Raw genomic sequence first — 19,337 nt, 5'->3', positions numbered from 1 at the left:
GTCGTGAAGCGTGGAGCGTTGCTTGCCGTCCTGCCACTGGCCTTCGGGTCGGTCGCCGTCCTGACCTCGTCCGGGGACAGTGCTTCCCCTGCTGCCGGAGGTGGTGCCAGCACCTACGTCGGTACGGCGTCGGTGGAGACGACCGGGCAGGCCAGCAAGAGTGACGGCGACCTGTGGCCGTCGTGCTGGGCCGGGAACGGGGACCTGTACTCCGCGAACGGCGACGGCAAGGGCTTCAGCCTGGACGCGGAGTTCTCCGACATCGCGGTCAGCGAGATCAAGGGGCAGCCGGGCTCGTTGACGGGCGCGACCGTCGCCCGCGGCGACCAGGTCGGTCCGATCTGGAGCGGTCCGGGGTACAACCGGAAGCCGACCGGCATGGTCTGCGTCGGCGACACGATGTACCTGGCGGTGCAGGATCTCGCGCTCGACTTCAACGACGTACCGGCCGCGACGATCCTCAAGTCGGTGGACCACGGACGGACGTGGACCTGGGACCAGCGCAAACCGATGTTCGGCGACCACGTGTTCACGACGATCTGGTTCGCGGACTTCGGCAAGGGCGGAGCGGCGGCACCGGACGGGTACGTGTACGCGTACGGGCTGGACGGGAACTGGCGGGACTCCTTCGACGACACGGTCGAGGACCCGCAGAGCGTGTTCCTGGCCCGCGTACCGAAGAAGAAGGTGCAGGACCGGAAGGCCTGGGAGTTCTTTGCCGGCAGCAACGACCGGGGGAAGCCGGAGTGGTCACGGAAGCTCGCCGACCGGCGGCCGGTGCTGACCGACCAACGGCGGCTGTACGCGCAGACCTACGGGACCAACGCGAGCAACCTGTCGGTGATCAGCCAGGGCGGTACGACGTACCTGCCGCAGCAGAAGCGCTACGTCTACACCTCGTGGACCGAGTACACCTTCGAGTTCTACGAGTCGCCGACGCCGTGGGGACCGTGGAAGCACTTCCTGTCGAAGGACTTCGGCGGGTACCCGTGGTCGACGTCCAAGTACGGCGGGTACGGCGTGACGATTCCCTCGAAGTTCGTCCAGCCGGACGGGAAGACGATGTACCTGCAGGCCAACGTCTGCCCGTGCGGTGGCGGCGGGATCGGGACGTCGGTCTACAACTTCAACCTGCGCAAGCTGGTGCTGACGCCGTCGGCTCCAGGCCCTGCTGTGGATGTCCCCGGTGCCGCGAACCTGGCCGCGCCCAGCACTGGCGCGGTCGCCGTTTCCAAGTCGTCGCAGTCCGGGAAGCTCGCCCTGCTCAACGACGGCGTGCTGACCGGGAGTGAGAACGACTTCGACGACGAGGTCAAGGGCGCCTCGTGGTGGGGTTACACCTGGCCCTCGAAGCACAAGGTGAACCGGGTCGAGTTCACGTCGGGCGCGGTGTCGGCCGAGGGCGGGTTCTTCACCGGGCGGCCCCGGGTGCAGGTGAAGAAGGACGGCGCCTGGGTCGAGGTCGGCGCGCAGACCGTCAGCCCGGCGTACCCGGGGGATGTTTCGGCCGGCGCGAACAAGACCTACACGGTGACGTTCCCGGCGGTCGAGACCGACGGGGTGCGCGTGATCGGGCTGCCGGGCGGGACGCGGAGCTACACGTCGGTCGCCGAGGTTGCCGTGCGGTACGCCGTACAGGTGGCTGACGGGGGCTTCGAAGGGACCGGCGGCGGCAAGCCCGCGTGGCTGTTCGAGGGATCGGCGGCGAACGGGGTGGACCGCGGGCTCGGGTTCGCGCACTCCGGCGCGAACAACGGGTGGATCCGGACGTCCGGGACGGGGCTCAGCGCGCTGACGCAGAAGGTGCCGGTGCAGCCCGGGTCCACCTACACCTTCGGGTCGTGGATCAACGCGTCGGAGGCACTGCCGGCCGGGCAAGGCCGCTTCGGCGTCCGGCTAGGGGCCGGCGGGTCCACGGTGCTCGGTGAGAAGACGTTCGGGGCCTCGACCGGGTACGTGCACCACGAGGTGACGGTGAAGGTGCCGGCCGGAGTGCACGAGGTGACCGTGTACGCCGGGTTCGAGGCGCCGGGGACCGACACCTTCATCCAGGTGGACGACTTCACCGTCAGTTAGGGCCAGGGGGACAGCTCTGGGAGATCTCCGGTGAGGGGTCCCCGGGGCTGTCGTCCGGCCATCCAGGCGGTCAGGTCGGTGAGCTTGCCCTCGATCACCAGGCGGTCGCCCTCGCCGTGGGCCCAGCGGACGCCGGGCGCCTGCAGGACGAGGCGGGTGCCCTCGGGGACGCGCGGGCGGAGGAACGCGAGCAGGTGCATGCAGAAGTCCTGCGACCAGTCGTCGGTGGTGTAGCTCAGGTCGAGGTCCGCGGCGTGGACGTCGACCTCGCGCCACGCGTTGAGGACCGTGTCGGCCAGCGTGCCGTTGCGGTGGCGGATCGGGCGCGACCAGTCGTCGACGCGTTCCCACGCCGTGACCAGGTTGCCCAGCGCTTCGGTGATGTGCCCGGTCAGCTCGTCGACGGGCTTCGCCGCGTCACTCTCGATCGCCGCGTTCCGGGCCGGCGGGCCGCCGTCGTACATGTCGGCCTGCCGGCCTTCGAGAGCCTCGGTCACCTGCCGCGTCATCGCGTCGCCGAAGTTCCCGATGTGGGCGAGCAGGTGCGCGCGCGACCACCCCGGCAGCGCCGACGGCTCGCGAGCGTTGTCCTCGTCGACCTCGGTGAGCAGCACGTTCAACCGCCGCACGGCGGCCGGGACCTCGGGCTTCAGCATGTCGCTCCTCACGGCAGTCACCAGACCTGACGTCAGAACCCTAGACGAGGTCTCGTCGGTGCCGTCGGCTGCCGGGGCTGCTGGGCGTCAACCGGGCTGTCGCAAACAGTCGGCGGACCCCTCTAGCCTTGGGGAATGAGTGTTGCGCGGTTCAAGGACCTATGTGTCGACGTGAGTTCCGTCGGCCCGATGACCGAGTTCTGGGAGACGGTGCTCGGGCTGTCGTCATCGGCGGACGCCGCGGCGGACGGACCGGTGCCGCTGCGTGGCGACCTGCCGGGGCAGACGGTCTGGATCAACAAGGTGGCCGAGCCGCGGACCGTGAAGCAGCGGGTGCACCTGGACGTGCACACCTCCGCGATCGCGGACCTGGAGACGCTCGGCGCGACCGTGCAGTCGCCGATCAGCGCCGAGCAGAGCTGGGCGGTGATGGAGGACCCGGAGGGTGGGGAGTTCTGCGGGTTCCCGCGGGACAGCGTTCCGGCGTACCGGTTGATGGAGGTGGTCGTCGACTCGGTCGACCCGGAGGCGCAGGCGCGCTGGTGGCACGGTGTGCTCGGCGGCGACTTCAACGCCGGCGAGGGCAAGCCGTACAGCTGGATCGAGAACGTGCCCGGTACGCCGTTCGACTACTTCGTGTTCATCGCGGTGCCCGAGCCGAAGACGGTGAAGAACCGGATCCACTGGGACGTGGACGCCGGCACCCTCGACGCGGTGCTGGCCGCGGGTGCGACACTGCTGCGGCCCCAGGACGACGCGATCGACTGGTCGGTCTGCGCCGATCCGGAGGGCAACGAGTTCTGCGTGTTCCTGCCGAAACCCGAGGACGTTTGATGGCGAAGTTCGACCTGACCCACTCCGGACCCGATCTGACGGCCGCGCTGGTCGACGTCTCGTCGGTGAGCGGGACCGAGGAGGAGATCGCGGACGCGGTCGAGGCCGCGCTGTCGGCGTACGGGCACTTGAAGGTGTTCCGGCACGGGAACACGGTCGTCGCACGGACCGACCTGGGCCGCGCCGAGCGGATCGTCATCGCCGGGCACCTGGACACCGTCCCGCTGAACGACAACCTCCCGTCCCGGCGCGCGGACGGGCTGATCCACGGGCTCGGCGCCTGCGACATGAAGGGCGGGGTCGCCGTCGGGCTCCGGCTCGCTGCCACGCTGGCCGAGCCGAACCGCGACGTCACCTACGTGTTCTACGACTGCGAGGAGATCGAGTCCGAGCGCAACGGGCTGTTCAAGCTCTCGCAGTCCAACCCCGAGCTGCTCGAAGGCGTCTTCGCGGTGGTGATGGAGCCGTCGAACGCGGTGGTCGAGGCCGGTTGCCAGGGCACGATGCGGATCGAGATCACCACCCGTGGTGAGCGGGCCCACTCGGCGCGGTCGTGGATGGGCGTCAACGCGATCCACGCGGCGGGAGAGGTGCTCGCGCGACTGGCGGCGTACGAGCCGCGGCGGGTGCCGATCGACGGGCTGGAGTACCGCGAGGGGCTGAACGCGGTCGGGATCAGCGGCGGCGTCGCGGGCAACGTCGTACCGGATCTGTGCACGGTGACGGTCAACTACCGCTTCGCGCCGAGCCGGTCCGAGGCCGAGGCCGAGGCGCACCTGCGCGAGGTCTTCGACGGGTACGACGTGGTGGTGACCGATTCCGCGCCGGGTGGGCTGCCGGGGTTGCAGCGGCCGGCGGCGGCCGCGTTCCTGGAGGTCGTGGGCGGGGAACCGCAGCCGAAGTTCGGGTGGACGGATGTCGCGCGGTTCACGCTGCTCGGCGTACCGGCGGTGAACTACGGGCCGGGCGACCCGCTGCTCGCGCACAAGCAGGAGGAGTACGTGCCGGAGGCGGAGATCGAGCAGTGTGAACAGCGGCTGAGGAGCTGGTTGACAGCCTGAGTCCTGGGGGCGAGTCCCCGGTCCCTGGCGGTGCGCCGCACTAATCTGGGGGCATGGCAGATTCCCTTCACCCAGACCGCCCCCAGTCCCAGCAGCGGGGGCCGGTGGTCATGCGGCGCAACCAGGTGCAGCAGTCCACCTCGGAGCAACGGCTGCTGGACAGCCGCGGCCCGTCGGACTGGGTGCACACCGACCCGTGGCGGGTGCTGCGGATCCAGTCGGAGTTCATCGAGGGCTTCGGCATGCTCGCCGAGCTCGGTGCGGCGATCAGCGTGTTCGGGTCGGCGCGGACCAAGCCCGACGACCCGATGTACGCCGCCGCGGAGTCGTTCGGGCGCAAGCTGGTCGGCGCCGGGTACGCGGTGATCACCGGTGGCGGGCCGGGCGTGATGGAGGCCGCGAACAAGGGTGCGTCCGAGGCCGGCGGGGTGTCGGTCGGTCTCGGCATCGAACTGCCCTTCGAGAACGGCCTGAACGAGTGGGTCGACATCGGGATGAACTTCCGGTACTTCTTCACCCGCAAGACGATGTTCGTGAAGTACGCGCAGGGGTTCGTCGTGATGCCCGGTGGTTTCGGGACTTTGGATGAGCTGTTCGAGGCGCTCACGCTGGCGCAGACGCGCAAGGTGACGTCGTTCCCGGTGGTGCTGTTCGGTACGTCGTACTGGGGTGGTCTGGCCGACTGGCTCCGGGACACCATGCTTGCCGATGGCAAGATCTCCGCCGCGGACCTGGACATGTTCACGATCACCGACGACGTGGACGAGGCGATCAGCTACATCGTCAAGGCCGGGGAGATGGCGGATGCCGCGGCGGAGGAAGCGGCGGCTGCCGCGGCCGCGGACGTCACCGACAACCCGGAGGCCCGCGAACGGCGAGAGCAGCACCGCCTGGGCTCGGACGGCAGCTGACGCCCGGGGTGCTTCGCGTGCGCAGGTGACCGGCGTCTCGGTGGCGGAAACCCGCGGGGATTGTGCGCCGGTACACCCCGGCGTGGCACGATCGGTCCCGTGATGTGGTTCTTCGGGCTGGTTGTCGTCGTACTGATCGGGGCTGTCGCCGTTGTCGCCTCCGGGCGCTGGGGCGGGATGAGCCCCGCCTACGACGACCGGCCGGACGTGTCCGTACCCGCTCGCCAAGTGCTGTCGTCCGACGACATCGCGACGACGCGGTTCGGGGTCGCGTTGCGCGGCTACCGGATGGACGAGGTCGACGGCCTGCTCGAACGCCTCGGCCGCGAGGTCGCCGAACGCGACCGCCGCATCGCCGACCTCGAACGCGCCGTCACCCCCATCCTGCACGGCCCCGAAGGCGCCGGCTTCGCCTCCCGCGCCGACTACGACCCGACGGACTTCGACGACACGGGCTACCAGAAGCCGATCCTCGTCGGCGGTGACTTCCCGTCGGCCGCCGCGGACCAGCAAGCTGCCGCTGATGAGCAGGCTGCTGCTCACCCGGAGGCCGTCGCCGCTCCGCAGCCGGTTGCCGATCAGCAGGCCGCCCCCGTAGTGCAGCCGCCGGCTGCCACCGAGCAGCAGACCATTCTTGACGCCCGGCTGGCCGCCATCGAGGCACGGACGTCGGCCGCCGAGCCGACACCGACGGACGCCCAGCCTCAAGCCGGCCTGGGCTACCCAACGGACACGCTGCCGCCACAGCCCGAGCCGGAGCTGCCGCCGGAGCCGGTCCTTCCGCCTACGCCGGAGCCGGTACGCCCGCCCGAGCCGGAGCCCACGCTCCCGGAGCCCGAGCCGGTCCTCCCACCTGACCCAGCCCTGCCGGCGCAGCCGGAGGACAACCGGTACGCCGGTCCGTACGCAGCTCCCACCGGCCAGCAGGCCGACCCGTACGCCGACCCCGCAGCCGACCCGACGCAGGCCGTCCCGTACGCCGCCCCGGCGAACACGCCGGCCTCCGCACAGCCGACCCCGCCTGCGCAGCCGGCCGATGCACTGGGCGCCTCACCCTACGAGCCCCCGGCCGACGCGCAGGCGGCAGTACAAGCGGACCCGTACGAGCCCCCGGCCGCCACACCGGCCGCCGGCCAAGCGGACCCGTACAAGCCACCGGCCGATGCATCGGCCGCCGCACAGGCCGAGCCATCCGAGCGCCCGGCCGACGTACAGGCCGAGCCGTCCGAGCGCCCGGCCGACGCACGGGTCGCCGGACAAGCGGACCCCTACGTGCGCCCAGCCGATGGGCCTGCGCAGGCAGGCCCGCACCAGGCTCCGGTGGCTGCGCAGGCTGACCCGTACTCGACGTCGGGGGAGCCGGCCGGAGCGCCGGGGTGGGGTGTCGGGGCGTACCCGATCCGGCAGGTCGATGAGTACTCGCCGACGTTGGACCAGCTCGGGACGCAGCAGCCCGTTGCCGCACCGCAGGCCGAGCCGGAGCCATGGTTCCAGCGCACGCCGCCACCCGAGCCCCCGCAGGCCGAGCAGTTGCCGCTGGACGACGCCGGTGAACCCGACGAGACCGAAGGCGTCTGGCGACCGACCACCGGATCCGCAGACGCTGCACCGGGGTCTGGCGGGCACGCAGGAGCGACAGGCCTGGGAGCTGCCGAAGACGCCACCGCTGGACCCGCCACGGCTGGACCCGCCACGGCTGGACCCGCCACGGCTGGACCCGCCACGGCTGGGCCCGGGACCGCTGGACCCGCCACCGCTAGACCCGGGACCGCTGGACCTGGGACCGCTGGACCTGGGACCGCTGGACCTGGGACCGCTGGATCCGGGGCAGGCGGACCGGCGGCTGGCGGGACCGCGAGCACCGGTCAGCCCGCCGAGAGCGGCGACGCAGGTGACTCCTCCGACGCCGCCCCTCGCGGCCGGCACAGTGCTGCGCCTGATGTGGTTCGGCGTCCCGGGCTGTGAGTGTGCTGGGGGCCGACGGGCGGCCTCGGTGTGACTGGGCGGTGTCGGCGCCGGAGTACGTGGCCTACCACGACGACGAGTGGGGGCAGGAGATCCGGGACGACCGGGGGCTGTACGAGCGGATGACGCTCGAGGGGTTCCAGTCGGGGCTGTCGTGGATCACGATCCTGCGGAAGCGGGAGAACTTCCGGCGGGCGTTCGCCGGGTTCGACCCGGAGGTGGTGGCGGCGTACGGCGAGGACGACCGGGCCCGGCTGATGGACGACGCCGGGATCGTCCGCAACCGCCTGAAGGTCAATGCGGCGATCGTCAACGCCCGCGCCCTGCTGGAGCTGGAGCCGGGGGAGTTCACCGAGTTCCTGTGGTCCTTCCGCCCCGATCACCAGCCCGTCCCGAAGACGCTGTCCGACGTACCGGCGACCACCCCGGAGTCGATCGCGATGGCCAAGGCGCTGAAGAAGAAAGGCTTCGTCTTCGTCGGCCCGACCACCGCCTACGCGCTGATGCAGGCCACCGGCATCGTCAACGACCACCTCGCCGACTGCATCGCCCGCTGACCTGCCCCGGACAGCGACCTACTTGCCCTCGAAGACCGGCTTCTGCTTGGCGACGAACGACGCGACCGCGTTGCGGTGGTCGGTGGTGCTGCCGGTGGACTGCATCTTGCCGGCTTCGAAGGCCAACGCCTCGGCGAGCGTGTGGGAGGCGGAGTAGGCGAGGGACTGGCGCACACCGGCGTAGGCCTGGGTGGGCCCGGTGGCCAGCTTCCGAGCGAGATCCGCGGTGGCGGTGGCCAGGTCGGCGGCCGGTACGACGGACGTGGCCAGGCCCAGTGTCAGCGCCTCGGCAGCCGGGATCGTGCGCGGGAAGTAGAGCAGTTCGGTCGCCTTGGCCTGACCGATCAGGCGGGGGAGCGTCCAGGAGATGCCGGTGTCGCAGGACAGACCGATGCCGGTGAAGGCGAAGTTGAAGCCGGCGGTGTCGGCGACGACACGGAAGTCGCAGGCGAACGCCATCGACGCACCCGCGCCGGCGGCGACGCCGTTCAGCGACGCAATCACGGGCTTCGGCATCTCGGCGAGCGCCAGCGCGATCGGCGCGTAGTGGTCGGGCACCGTGGACCACAGCGCGTCCATGTCGTTGGCCTCGAGCAGACCGATGTGCTCCTTCAGGTCCTGCCCGACGCAGAACGCCCGGCCGGTCCCCGTCAGTACGACGCATCGCACGGCCTCGTCCTCGGCCGCGGCCTTCACGGTATCGCGCAGCGCGATCTTCGTCGCCGTGTCCAGCGAGTTCATCGCGTCCGGCCGGTTCAGCCGGATCGTGCCGACGCCCTCGGTCACGTCGTACACCACAGAGTCACTCATCGTCGCGAGCTCCCAACAATCGGTGAGAAAGGTCAATGAACAGTCAGGCAGTTGTCGACGAAACGCCCGGCCGCGTGACCCAGGCGTGCGGCGTGCGCATCGAAGAACGTGGCGGCCCGCGCACCGGCCCAGCCGGCCGGCAGAAGCTCCGCGGGAAGCCCCGGATCGACGAAGAGGAACTTGCGCCACTCGTGCACCAGTTCCGACCGTACGGCGAACGCCTGCTCGTCGCTCACCTCGCCGTCGGCGCGCGCCACCAGGGCCTTCGCCTCGGCCAGCCACGCGTCGTACGAGGCCCCGAGATCGTCCAGCTTCCAGACCCGCCGGGCGAACTCCACCGCGTCGTTGCCGACCGGCGCCCGGAAGCGGTCCGCGGCGATTCCCTCGACCTCCAGGATCTGGTCCACCTCGGTGTCGTGCCGCAGCCCGACCCAGGCGCCGTCGGACAGCGGAGCCCAACCCAGGAAGGAAAGTTGGCTCACCAGCTGCTCGCGGCGACGGGCGTTCGGGACCTCGCGCAGAATGCACAGGTGCCAGTGCCGGTCCCACCGTCCGGTGGTGGCCGGTACGGCGTCCGGGCCGTCGCCGTCCTGGTCGGTTCGGTAGATCCGGACGGCCGCTTCGTCGAGCCGGCGACGCGCCCGGGTGGTCAGCGCGTACCCGGGCTGGCCGTCGGTCCGGACCGGCTCCAGCCAGCCCTGCCGGACCATCCGCGAGACGGCCGTTCGGACCGCCGGTGGCTGGACGCCCAGGGGCGCGAGCAGCCGGACCAGCGCGGCCACGGGTGCCCGCGCGCCGCGGGCACGCAGGTGGTCGCCGTACAGGTCGAAAAGGGCTGATCGGGCGTGCACGAGACCTGAGTCTGCCGTATGGTGCGCGGCTCTGGCCTCGGATCGGGGATAATGGGTCCTGATACACACTGCGATACGCGCCGACGGCGCATCACCGCGTGGCACCGGCGACGGTCACCGCGCGGTGTCGTCGCTCAAAACCGATGAGGACAGTATCCGAATGAGGGAAGGGGTGCGCGCATGGCGGCGATGAAGCCGCGGACGGGCGATGGTCCGCTCGAGGTCACCAAGGAGGGCCGGGGCATCGTGATGCGGGTTCCGCTCGAAGGCGGCGGTCGGCTCGTCGTCGAGCTGAACGCGGATGAGGCGACCGAGCTGGGGAACGCGCTCAAGGCCGTAGTCGGCTAGCTGTCCCCGCAGGGTGACGCCACGCGCACCCTCCTGACAAAACCCGTAACAACCCCGGTGGCTGCCTGGTTCCAGGCACCCGCCGGGGTTGTTACTTCTGCTCCAGAAGTAAAGTCGCGGTCGTAACGACCCGGCCCGTTCGACATAACCCCGTGAGGTCTCCTGTGGCTCGCCGTAGCGCCAAGTTCGTCTTCCCGACCCTGCCGGCCGTGGCCTGGCAGCCCGGGCTCCCTGTTCACGGTGCCCCCACGTGGGTCGTCGTGGTCGGCGAAGCCGGTCTGCCCGCCGCCGCCAAGGAAGCCGGTGAGCGGCTCGGGGTCGACCTGGACCGCCTGCTCGAGGTGCAGCGCGACACCGGTTTCAGTACGTCGGCCGGCGCCACCGCGGCGTACCCGCTGCTGTCCGGCGAGGTCAGCGAGGTGCTGCTGGTCGGCGCCGGATCCGGTACGTCGGCCGAGCTGCGACACGCCGGGGCGGCGGTCGCGCGGTTCGGCCGCGGCAAGGACGAGCTCACCACACTTGTTGCCGAAGGCATCGATGCTGAGGCGCTCCAGGGCTTCGCCGAAGGACTCGTGCTCGGCTCGTTCACCTACACCCTGAAGACCGTCGACGCCGGGCAGCCGGTGGCCGGCCGGATCACGCTGACCGACGGCTCGGACGCGGACCGGTCGGACGCCGTCGACCGCGGCCTGGTGGTCGGCCGGACCGGCTGGCTGGCCCGCCAGTTCGCCACGACTCCCTCGAACGAGAAGGACCCGGCCTGGCTCGCAGCCCGGGCCACCGAGCTGGCCGCGCACGGCGGGCTCGAGGTGAAGGTCTGGGACGAGAAGCAGCTCGTCGCCGACGGGTTCGGCGGCATCCTCGCGGTCGGCAAGGGCTCGACCCGCCCGCCGCGGCTGATCCGGATCGACTACACGCCCGAGGGCGCGGGCCCCGACACGCCGTACGTCGTCCTGGTCGGCAAGGGGATCACGTACGACACCGGCGGCCTGTCGCTGAAGCCGCGCGAGTCGATGGTGTCGATGAAGCGCGACATGACCGGCGGCGGTTCGGTGATCGCGACGATGTCGGCGCTGCGCGAGCTGGGCGCCAAGATCCGGGTCACCGGCCTGGTCTGCTCGGCTGAGAACATGCCGTCCGGTACGGCGTACCGCCCGGACGACGTGATCCGCCACTACGGCGGCCGGACCACCGAGGTGAAGAACACCGACGCCGAGGGCCGGCTGGTGCTGGCCGACGGACTCGCGTACGCCGTCCAGGAGCTGAAGCCGGACGCGCTGGTCGACATCGCGACGCTGACCGGTGCGATCAAGGTGTCGCTCGGCGCGATGCTGTACGGCGGGCTGTTCGCGACCGACGACGCGCTGGCGGGTCAGCTCGCGGCGGCCGGTGAGGTCTCCGGCGAGCGGCTGTGGCGGATGCCGCTGCCGGCCGAGTACGCCGACCTGATCTCCACCCCGATCGCCGACTCGGTGAACAGCTCGAAGGGCCCGGGGTCGATCACCGCCGCGCTGTTCCTGAAGGCCTTCGCGGGCGACGTCCCGTGGGCGCACCTCGACCTGTCGAGCATCGCCGAGTCCCCGCGCGACGAGTACGAGTACTCGGTCGGCGCGACCGGTGCCGGCGCCCGGCTCCTCACCACGTGGCTCACGTCGGAGGACCCGCTCGCCGGTATTGCCTGACGGCCGACGCGCACCACTGATCAACCCCGGCGGGATCGCAGGCTGCACGCTCAGCTGAGGGTCCGGCCGGGCTCCGCACGGAGGTTAGTCAGTGGTGGGCGTCGACCCGGCGATCCCGTCCAGCTCGGCGATCGCGTCAGCGGGCAGCGTCAGGTCCGCCGCGGCGACGTTTTCGCGCAAGTGGGCGACGGATGACGTGCCGGGGATGACGACGCTGGTGGTGGAGCGCTGCAGCAGCCAGGCGAGCGCGACCTGCTGCGGCGTCGCGTCGAGGCGCTGGGCGACCGCGGTCAGCGTGCCGGACTGCAGGGGAGAGAAGCCGCCGAGCGGGAAGTACGACGCGAACGCGATGTTCTCCTGCGCGCACAGCTCGACCAGGGCATCGTCCTGCCGGTTGGCCAGGTTGTAGAGGTTCTGCACGGTGACGACCGGCGCGACGGCCTGGGCCTCGGACAACTGGTTCGCGGTCACGGTGCTGAGGCCGAGGTGCCGGATCAGCCCTTCCTTCCGCAGGTCGGCCAGGGCACCGAACTGCTCGGCGAGCGACTCCTCGACCGGTCCCTCCGGGGTGCCCATGCGCAGGTTCACCGCGTCCAGCGTGTCGACGCCCAAGTGCTCCAGGTTCTCGCGGACCTGGGCCTGAAGGTCGGCCGGGTCGCGCGCCATGATCCAGCTCGCGTCGGCGCCCCGCCGGGCGCCGACCTTGGTGACGATCCGCAGCTCGTCGCCGTACGGGTGCAGTGCTTCCTTGATCAGCTCGTTGGTGACGAACGGCCCGTAGAAGTCGCTGGTGTCGATGTGCGTGACGCCGAGCTCGACGACCTCGCGCAGAACGGCGATCGCGGCGTCGTGGTCCTTCGGCGGCCCGAAGACGCCGGGGCCGGCCAGCTGCATCGCGCCGTACCCCATCCGGCTGATGACGAGGTCGTCGGCGAGCCGAAGCGTGCCGCCGGGAGTGTTGCTCATGAGGGGGATGCCTTTCGGAAGGAAGTGGATCTACCTCCCACTGTTCGTCGACGGCGGCGGATCAGGGAGTGCCCTGCTGTTCCTGGGACTGACAGGACCCAGTCACCAACCTCGGCCCGCGGCTACCGTGGAGGCATGGAGAGCAACCCGCTCGGTGAGTTCCTCCGCGCCCGGCGCGAGCTGGTCCGGCCCGAGGACGTCGGGCTGCGCAGGGTCGGGCTGCGCCGGGTGCCCGGTCTGCGCCGCGAAGAGGTCGCGATGCTCGCCGGGATCAGCTCCGACTACTACCTGCGGCTCGAGCAGGGCCGCGACCGGCACCCGTCGGTCCAGGTGCTCGACGCGCTCGCCGAGGTGTTGCAGCTGGACGCGGACGCGACGGCGTACCTGGTGGAACTGACCCGTGAGCGGTCTCGCGCCCAGGCCGAGCCGCAGCCTGAGGTGCCGAAGAGCGTGCGGCAGCTGATCGACGGATGGCCGAACAACCCGGCGTACCTGCAGAACAAGTTCTCCGATGTGCTGGCGGTCAACGAGCTCGCCGCTGCGCTGTCGCCGAACTACGCGGTCGGGGTGAACCTGCTGCGAGCTGTCTTCCTCGACCCGGACGAGCAGGCCCTGCGGCGGGACTGGGAGGAGACGGCGACGGAGGGCGTCGCCAGTCTCCGCTCTCACGTGGGGCCGGATGTCGAGGACCCGCGGCTGGTCGAGTTGGTCGGTGAGCTGTCGGTCCGCAGCGAGCTGTTCCGCCGGTTGTGGGCTCAGTACGCGGTCCGGCCGAAGCGGGGTCGGGTGAGCAGGTTGCAGCACCCGCTGGTCGGCGAGCTCGACCTGCAGTCGAACAAGTTCGTCGTCAGTGGCACCGACGACCTCATCCTGGTCGTGTTCCATGCCGAGCCCGCCTCCCGCAGTGCTGAAGCCCTCAGCCTCCTGGGCAGTCTGGCCACTAGTAGCGGCTGAAGGCCCGGATGATCTGCGGGTACGCCGCCATCGCTGTGCCGAAGTGGTCGACGGCGCCCATCGAGTGGATCCGGACGTCGGCGCCGCGGGCGCGGAGCGAGGCTGCGCAGGAGTCGGTGTTGGCGGCGACCACGTCGGTGTCCTTGGTGCCCGAGTAGAGGTGAACCGTGACACCAGGGGTCCAGTCCTTGCAGATCCGGTCGGCCTGGATCAGCGCCTGGCGGAAGCGTCCGGTCGGGTGCTCGAGCTTGGCCAGGAACTGTGGCGTGAACAGCTTGGCCGGGCTGTCCGGCAGGCTGGTGAAGATCTCCTCGTCCGAGTGTGTCCCGTCGAGCAGCCCTTCGACGATGTCCGCGTACGGCGCGCGGAAGGCGTCCCGCGGCTTGTCGTACAGGCCGACGGTCCGGTCCCAGGCGGTCACGAAGTACGCCAGGTAGAGCGTCGCGACGTGCGGCTCGACCTCGCCGCTGAACACCGCCGGCAGCTCGACGTCGAGCAGGTCGTACGGGCCGGAGACACCGTGTACGGCGCCGAGGCGGAACGGTCCGGCCTCGCCCCGGCTGAGCGCTCGCGCGACGCCGATGGCCGCGCGGCCGCCCTGCGAGAAGCCGGTGACCAGGACGTCCCGCTTCAGGACGACGCCGTGCTTCAGCGCGAAGGAACGGGCCGCGAGCAACAGGTCGACCGACGCGCTGGTCTCGGTCTTGGTGTCGATGTAGGGGTGCTTGCCCGGCCCGACTCCCAGCCCGAGGTAGTCGGGTGCGACCCCGGCCAGCCCGGCACCGGCGAAGAGCGACGTGACCACCCGATCGGTCGAGTCGTCCTCGACCGACGGCGCGTAGGCCTTGGTCGCCATCGTGCCGTGCAGCTGCGCGGCCACGGTGAGCGCACCGCGCCGTCCGTCCGGCAGGACGACGAGCCCGCTGGCGGTCGTCGACCGGCCCCAGGGATCGACGGTCCGGTAGATCAGCCGGTACGCCGTGACGTCGTACCGGGCTTTCGGCGCGCCGACGAAGCCGGCGTCGACCGCGGCCTGGTCGACCGCGGCAGCCCGCAGTCGGGCGACCGGGACGGCCGAGACGAGCGCGCCACGAGAGGTGTGCACGCTGGTGACGGCAGCCTCCGACAGCGTCGGCTGTGACACCGTCGACAGCGTCGGCTGGGACACCGCGGCGTACGCGGACAAGGGTGCCGCGAGCAGCGCGGCAGTGGCGAGGGTGGCGGCGATGGCCTTGCCGGCAGGAGATCTCATGAGGCCAGCCAACCGCCGGCGGGAGCGCGGAACGAGGGTGCCGGACCCCCAGCCGAGGGTGGGGTTTTGCCTACTGTTGCGCGAGGAGTGAACTGTAGAGCGCGACGGTCCGATCCGCGACCGCGTCCCAGCCGAACTCCGACACCGCGCGTTCGCGACCGGCCTTGCCCATCGTCTCGGCCTTGGCCGGGTTGGCGACCAGGTCGTTGATGCCCTCGGCGAGCTGCCGCTCGAAGGTGACCACGTCGTTCTCGTCGTACGCGACCAGGGTGCCGGTGACGCCGTCGTTGACAACCTCGGGAATGCCGCCGACCGCGCTCGCGACGACGGCGGTCTCGCACGCCATCGCCTCCAGGTTGACGATGCCGAGCGGCTCGTAGACCGACGGGCAGCAGAACGCCAGCGCGTGCGTGAGCACCTGCCGGACGTCCTCGCGCGGCAGCATCTCCGACACGACGAACACACCGTCGCGAGCTGCCTTCAGCTCGTCGATGAGCGCGTCGGTCTCGGCCTTGAGCTCCGGGGTGTCGGCGGCTCCGGCGAGCAGCACGAGCTGCACGGACGGGTCGAGCTGCAGCCCGGCGCGGAGCAGGTGCGGCACGCCCTTCTGCCGGGTGATCCGGCCGACGAAGGTCACGTACGGCCGGCTCAGGTCGACCCCGAGCCGGTCGAGCACGTGCGTGGCCGGATCCGGGTGGTAGAAGTCCGCGTCGATCCCGTTCGAGATCACGTGGACCTTGGCCGGGTCGATGGTCGGGTAGCACTCCAGGACATCGTCGCGCATGCCCCGGCTGACCGCGACGACGGCGTCGGCCGCCTCGTACGCCGTCTGCTCGGCCCAGCTCGACAACCGGTAGCCGCCGCCGAGCTGCTCGGCCTTCCACGGCCGGCGCGGCTCGAGCGAGTGCGCGGTCACCACGTGCGGTACGCCGTACAGGAGCTTGGCCCAGTGGCCGGCCATGTTCGCGTACCAGGTGTGGGAGTGGACCAGGTCGCTGCCGCCGACCCCGGCGGTCATCGTCAGGTCCGTCGACAGCACGCGGAGCGCCGCGTTGGCTCCCGCGATCCGGGCGTCGTCCTCGGAGTGCGCGGTCGCGCCGGCCCGCGGCTCGCCCATGCAGTGCACGTCCACGTCGATCAGGCGGCGCAGCTCGCGGACCAGGAAGTCCACGTGCACACCGGCCCCGCCGTACACGTCCGGAGGGTACTCACGCGTCAGGATGCCGACCTTCATGACCCCGACCATAGATCAGCTGAGCCGGGTGGGCACCCAGAAACGCAGTTTGCCGTGGCGCTCGTCCTCCAGCTCGCCGCCGGCCGCCTCGATCACCTTGCGGGAGGCGTCGTGGCCGACGTCACAGGTGAGCAGCGCGGGGTCGATGCCGAGCGCGGCCGCGCGGGGGAGTGACTGGCTGAGCATCTCGGCCGCATGGCCCTGCCGGCGAGCTGACGGGCGTACGACGTACCCGATGTGGCCGCCGAGCTCGAGCAGGGCCGGGGTGAGCTCGTGGCGGATCGACAGGCGGCCGAGCCACTCGTCGCCGTCGGTGAACCAGAGCACGGTCTGATGCACCAGGCCGGGCGGCAGCTCGGTGCGCTCATCTGATTCCGACCGGATCCGGCCGACCAGCCGGGCGAACTCCGCGGGGTCCTCGGCCTGGGTCCTGGTCCAGTCCTCGTCGAGGGCGTGCGCACCCATCCACCGCTGCTCCTCCGGCCCCAACTCGTCCCAGGCCGCGAGGAACGATCGGTGAACGGCGACAGTCGGCTCGGTGAGGGTTGGCATGTACCTAGTGTGGCGACACTCGCAAGCGTCTTATGCAAAGGGGGATCCGCGGTTAGGGTGCGGACATGGCGAAGGCACCCAGAGTTCTCGGAATCGTGCTGGCCGGCGGCGAGGGGAAGCGGCTGATGCCGCTGACGGCGGACCGGGCCAAACCGGCCGTGCCGTTCGGCGGGAGTTATCGCCTGATCGACTTCGTGCTGTCCAACCTGGTCAACGCGGGCATCCGCAGCCTGTGCGTGCTGACCCAGTACAAGTCGCACTCGCTGGACCGCCACGTCACGATCACCTGGCGGATGTCGACCTTCCTGGGCAACTACGTCACCTGCGTCCCGGCGCAGCAGCGGCTCGGCCCGCAGTGGTACCAGGGCAGCGCCGACGCGATCTACCAGTCGATGAACCTGATCAACGACGCCAAGCCCGACATCATCGTGGTGTTCGGCGCCGACCACGTGTACCGGATGGACGCCTCGCAGATGGTCGCCGACCACATCGCGCGCGGCAACGGCGTGACGGTCGCCGGGATCCGGGTGCCGCGGGCCGAGGCGTCGGAGTTCGGCGTGATCAAGACCGCCGACGACGGCCACACGATCGCGGAGTTCCTGGAGAAGCCGGCCGACCCGCCGGGCCTGCCGGACTCGCCCGACGAGACGTTCGCCTCGATGGGCAACTACGTGTTCTCGGCCGACGTCCTGGTCGAGGCGCTGCGCAAGGACGCCGCGAACCCGGCCAGCCGGCACGACATGGGCGGCGACATCGTCCCGATGCTGGTTGCCGAGGGCAAGGCCGGGGTCTACGACTTCAAGGACAACGACGTACCGGGTGCGCTCGAGCGCGACCGCTCGTACTGGCGCGACGTCGGTTCGCTGGACTCGTACCACGAGGCGCACATGGACCTGGTCTCGGTGCAGCCGGTGTTCAACCTGTACAACTCCGACTGGCCGATCTTCACCTCGCACCCGCAGCTGCCGGGCGCGAAGTTCACCGACCACGCGACCGTCAGCGAGTCGATCATCTGTCAGGGCTCGATCGTGTCCGGCGCGGTCGTCGACCACTCGGTGCTCGGGTCGAACGTGATCGTTGCCGTCGGCGCGCACGTCGAGCGCGCGGTGATCATGGACAACTGCAAGATCGGCGCCGGCGCCGTGCTGAAGAACGTGATCCTGGACAAGAACGTGGAGATCCCACCGGGAGTGGAGATCGGCGTCGATCCCGAGCACGACCGGGCGCGCGGGTTCACCGTGTCCAAGGGCGGGGTCACCGTGCTCGGCAAGGGCCAGGTGGTCGACCCGCCGGCCGCCGTCGCCGAGCCCGCGGACGAGGCCCTCGAGGCGTGAGCGCGGACAGCGGAGAACCGGCGCGCCCCGGCTCGGAGGCCGAGGCGTTCGCGCTGGACGCCGGGGATCCGGGGCATCGCGAGCTGTTCGACGTACCGCCGGTGGACGACGGGTACTACCCGGACGTCGCGTACTTCGCGGGGAACTCGCTCGGGCTGCGTCCGAGAGCGACGCGCGGGGAGCTGCTCGCCGACCTCGACTCCTGGGCCGCCTTGGGCGTCGAAGGGCATCTGGAGGCCGAGCGCCCCTGGTTGCCGTACCACGAGTTGCTGACGGCACCGGCCGCCCGGCTCGTCGGTGGGCTGCCGAGCGAGACGGTGGTGATGAACTCACTCACCGTCAACCTGCACCTGCTGATGGTCTCGTTCTACCGGCCGACCGCCGAGCGCTTCAAGATCGTCATCGAGGACTCGGCGTTCCCGTCCGACAGCTACGCCGTCCGGTCGCAGGCGCGTTTCCACGGGCTCGATCCGGACGACGCGATCGTCCGCCTCAGGCCCCGCGACGGTGAGGACACGCTGCGCACCGAGGACGTCGTCGGCAAGCTCGGCCCGGACACCGCGCTCGTGCTGCTCGGCGGCGTCAACTACCTCACCGGCGAGCTGATGGACATCCCGGCGATCACCGCGGCCGGCCACGCCGCCGGCGCGGTCGTCGGCTGGGACCTGGCGCATGCCGCGGGCAACGTTCCGCTGCGGCTGCACGACTGGGACGTGGACTTCGCCGCGTGGTGCTCGTACAAGTACCTGAACTCCGGGCCGGGCGCGCTCGCCGGGGCCTACGTGCACGAGCGGCACCACGGTGGCGACCTGCCGCGGTTCGAGGGCTGGTGGAGCACGGAGCCGGCGACGCGGTTCGAGATGGCGCCGGAGTCGCGGCCGCCGCGGTCGGCCGACGCGTGGCAGGTGTCGAACCCGCCGATCTTCGCGATGAGCCCGGTGCGGACGTCGTACGAGCTGTTCGACAAGGTCGGCATGGACGTCCTGCGGGCCCGGAGCCTGCGGCTGACGGCGTACCTGGAGCGGCTGCTCGCGGACGTCACCGTCGGTCGGCCGTTGCAGGTGATCACGCCCGCCGATCCCGCGCGGCGGGGGGCGCAGCTGTCGATCCGCGTGGGTGGCGGGCTGCGCGCGGGGGAGCTGTGCAAGACGCTCCGCTTCGAGTACGGCGTGATCGCCGACGCGCGCGAACCGGACGTCGTCCGGTTGGCACCGGTGCCGTTGTACTCGCTCTACCACGACTGCTGGCGTGCGGCGCAGGCGCTCGCGGCCGCCGTACCCGAGACTGCCTGACG

At 70.8% G+C, this 19,337-nt stretch carries 18 protein-coding genes; 11 read left to right on the top strand and 7 right to left on the bottom strand.

Going from position 1 to position 19,337, the window contains the following annotated elements; translation table 11 throughout:
- Positions 1-3 precede the first annotated feature (3 nt).
- On the top strand, positions 4-2,076 hold the full coding sequence (locus tag HDA39_RS20480; RefSeq protein WP_184797381.1) for a DUF4185 domain-containing protein: 2,073 nt from the start codon (positions 4-6) through the stop codon (positions 2,074-2,076).
- Here HDA39_RS20480 and HDA39_RS20475 read toward each other — a convergent pair.
- A complete protein-coding gene (locus HDA39_RS20475; protein ID WP_184797379.1) occupies positions 2,073-2,732 on the bottom strand; it encodes a maleylpyruvate isomerase family mycothiol-dependent enzyme in 660 nt (219 codons plus the stop codon). The two genes, HDA39_RS20480 and HDA39_RS20475, sit on opposite strands and share 4 nt — an antisense overlap.
- A gap of 135 nt (positions 2,733-2,867) precedes the next feature.
- Here HDA39_RS20475 and HDA39_RS20470 point away from each other — a divergent pair, with 135 nt between their 5' ends.
- From HDA39_RS20470 to HDA39_RS20450, 5 genes are all read left to right on the top strand, one after another.
- Positions 2,868-3,566: a VOC family protein gene (locus HDA39_RS20470; RefSeq protein WP_184797377.1), complete on the top strand. Its 699-nt coding sequence runs from the start codon at positions 2,868-2,870 to the stop codon at positions 3,564-3,566.
- Positions 3,566-4,627 (top strand): succinyl-diaminopimelate desuccinylase, encoded by a 1,062-nt coding sequence (dapE, locus tag HDA39_RS20465; protein ID WP_184797375.1) that lies wholly within the window; start codon positions 3,566-3,568, stop codon positions 4,625-4,627. Before HDA39_RS20470 ends, dapE begins: the two co-directional genes overlap by 1 nt.
- A gap of 53 nt (positions 4,628-4,680) precedes the next feature.
- Positions 4,681-5,538 carry an LOG family protein gene (locus tag HDA39_RS20460; protein WP_184797373.1) on the top strand — a complete coding sequence of 286 codons (858 nt, stop codon included), beginning with the start codon at positions 4,681-4,683 and terminating at the stop codon, positions 5,536-5,538.
- 102 nt (positions 5,539-5,640) lie between these two features.
- Positions 5,641-7,503: a DivIVA domain-containing protein gene (locus HDA39_RS20455; protein WP_273482813.1), complete on the top strand. Its 1,863-nt coding sequence runs from the start codon at positions 5,641-5,643 to the stop codon at positions 7,501-7,503.
- Complete coding sequence (locus HDA39_RS20450) at positions 7,500-8,060, top strand: DNA-3-methyladenine glycosylase I (RefSeq protein ID WP_184797369.1); 561 nt, start codon at positions 7,500-7,502, stop codon at positions 8,058-8,060. Before HDA39_RS20455 ends, HDA39_RS20450 begins: the two co-directional genes overlap by 4 nt.
- Positions 8,061-8,078: 18 nt before the next feature.
- Here the strand turns inward: HDA39_RS20450 and HDA39_RS20445 are convergent, their stop codons facing one another.
- On the bottom strand, positions 8,079-8,870 hold the full coding sequence (locus HDA39_RS20445) for an enoyl-CoA hydratase/isomerase family protein (protein WP_184797367.1): 792 nt from the start codon (positions 8,868-8,870) through the stop codon (positions 8,079-8,081).
- 32 nt (positions 8,871-8,902) lie between these two features.
- Positions 8,903-9,721, bottom strand: coding sequence for a PaaX family transcriptional regulator C-terminal domain-containing protein (locus HDA39_RS43765; RefSeq protein WP_184797365.1), 819 nt, complete (start codon positions 9,719-9,721; stop codon positions 8,903-8,905).
- A 180-nt stretch (positions 9,722-9,901) separates the two neighbouring features.
- On the opposite strand from HDA39_RS43765, the gene HDA39_RS20435 reads away from it, so the two are divergent.
- Positions 9,902-10,069, top strand: coding sequence for a DUF3117 domain-containing protein (locus tag HDA39_RS20435; protein ID WP_012923066.1), 168 nt, complete (start codon positions 9,902-9,904; stop codon positions 10,067-10,069).
- A gap of 164 nt (positions 10,070-10,233) precedes the next feature.
- Complete coding sequence (locus HDA39_RS20430; RefSeq protein WP_184797363.1) at positions 10,234-11,751, top strand: leucyl aminopeptidase family protein; 1,518 nt, start codon at positions 10,234-10,236, stop codon at positions 11,749-11,751.
- A gap of 84 nt (positions 11,752-11,835) precedes the next feature.
- On the opposite strand, the gene HDA39_RS20425 is transcribed toward HDA39_RS20430, so the two are convergent.
- Positions 11,836-12,717, bottom strand: coding sequence for an oxidoreductase (locus HDA39_RS20425; protein WP_184797361.1), 882 nt, complete (start codon positions 12,715-12,717; stop codon positions 11,836-11,838).
- A gap of 135 nt (positions 12,718-12,852) precedes the next feature.
- Here HDA39_RS20425 and HDA39_RS20420 point away from each other — a divergent pair, with 135 nt between their 5' ends.
- Positions 12,853-13,671: a helix-turn-helix domain-containing protein gene (locus HDA39_RS20420; protein WP_184797359.1), complete on the top strand. Its 819-nt coding sequence runs from the start codon at positions 12,853-12,855 to the stop codon at positions 13,669-13,671.
- On the opposite strand, the gene HDA39_RS20415 is transcribed toward HDA39_RS20420, so the two are convergent.
- The 3 genes from HDA39_RS20415 to HDA39_RS20405 form a co-directional block, all read right to left on the bottom strand.
- Positions 13,658-14,923: an alpha/beta hydrolase family protein gene (locus HDA39_RS20415; RefSeq protein ID WP_184797358.1), complete on the bottom strand. Its 1,266-nt coding sequence runs from the start codon at positions 14,921-14,923 to the stop codon at positions 13,658-13,660. The genes HDA39_RS20420 and HDA39_RS20415 overlap by 14 nt on opposite strands.
- Before the next feature lie 70 nt (positions 14,924-14,993).
- Positions 14,994-16,157: a glycogen synthase gene (glgA, locus tag HDA39_RS20410; protein ID WP_184797357.1), complete on the bottom strand. Its 1,164-nt coding sequence runs from the start codon at positions 16,155-16,157 to the stop codon at positions 14,994-14,996.
- A 15-nt stretch (positions 16,158-16,172) separates the two neighbouring features.
- On the bottom strand, positions 16,173-16,709 hold the full coding sequence (locus tag HDA39_RS20405; protein WP_184797355.1) for a GNAT family N-acetyltransferase: 537 nt from the start codon (positions 16,707-16,709) through the stop codon (positions 16,173-16,175).
- A gap of 65 nt (positions 16,710-16,774) precedes the next feature.
- Here HDA39_RS20405 and glgC point away from each other — a divergent pair, with 65 nt between their 5' ends.
- Both glgC and kynU read left to right on the top strand, forming a co-directional pair.
- Positions 16,775-18,043 (top strand): glucose-1-phosphate adenylyltransferase, encoded by a 1,269-nt coding sequence (gene glgC / locus HDA39_RS20400; protein ID WP_184797353.1) that lies wholly within the window; start codon positions 16,775-16,777, stop codon positions 18,041-18,043.
- Complete coding sequence (kynU, locus tag HDA39_RS20395) at positions 18,040-19,335, top strand: kynureninase (protein WP_337925817.1); 1,296 nt, start codon at positions 18,040-18,042, stop codon at positions 19,333-19,335. The genes glgC and kynU overlap by 4 nt, the downstream gene beginning before the upstream one ends.
- The last annotated feature ends 2 nt before the right edge of the window (positions 19,336-19,337 follow it).

The organism is Kribbella italica, from assembly GCF_014205135.1.
Classification (GTDB): Bacteria; Actinomycetota; Actinomycetes; order Propionibacteriales; family Kribbellaceae; genus Kribbella; species Kribbella italica.
Note: the sequence above shows the minus strand (reverse complement) of the source record. Positions and strands in the feature narration are given on the sequence as shown.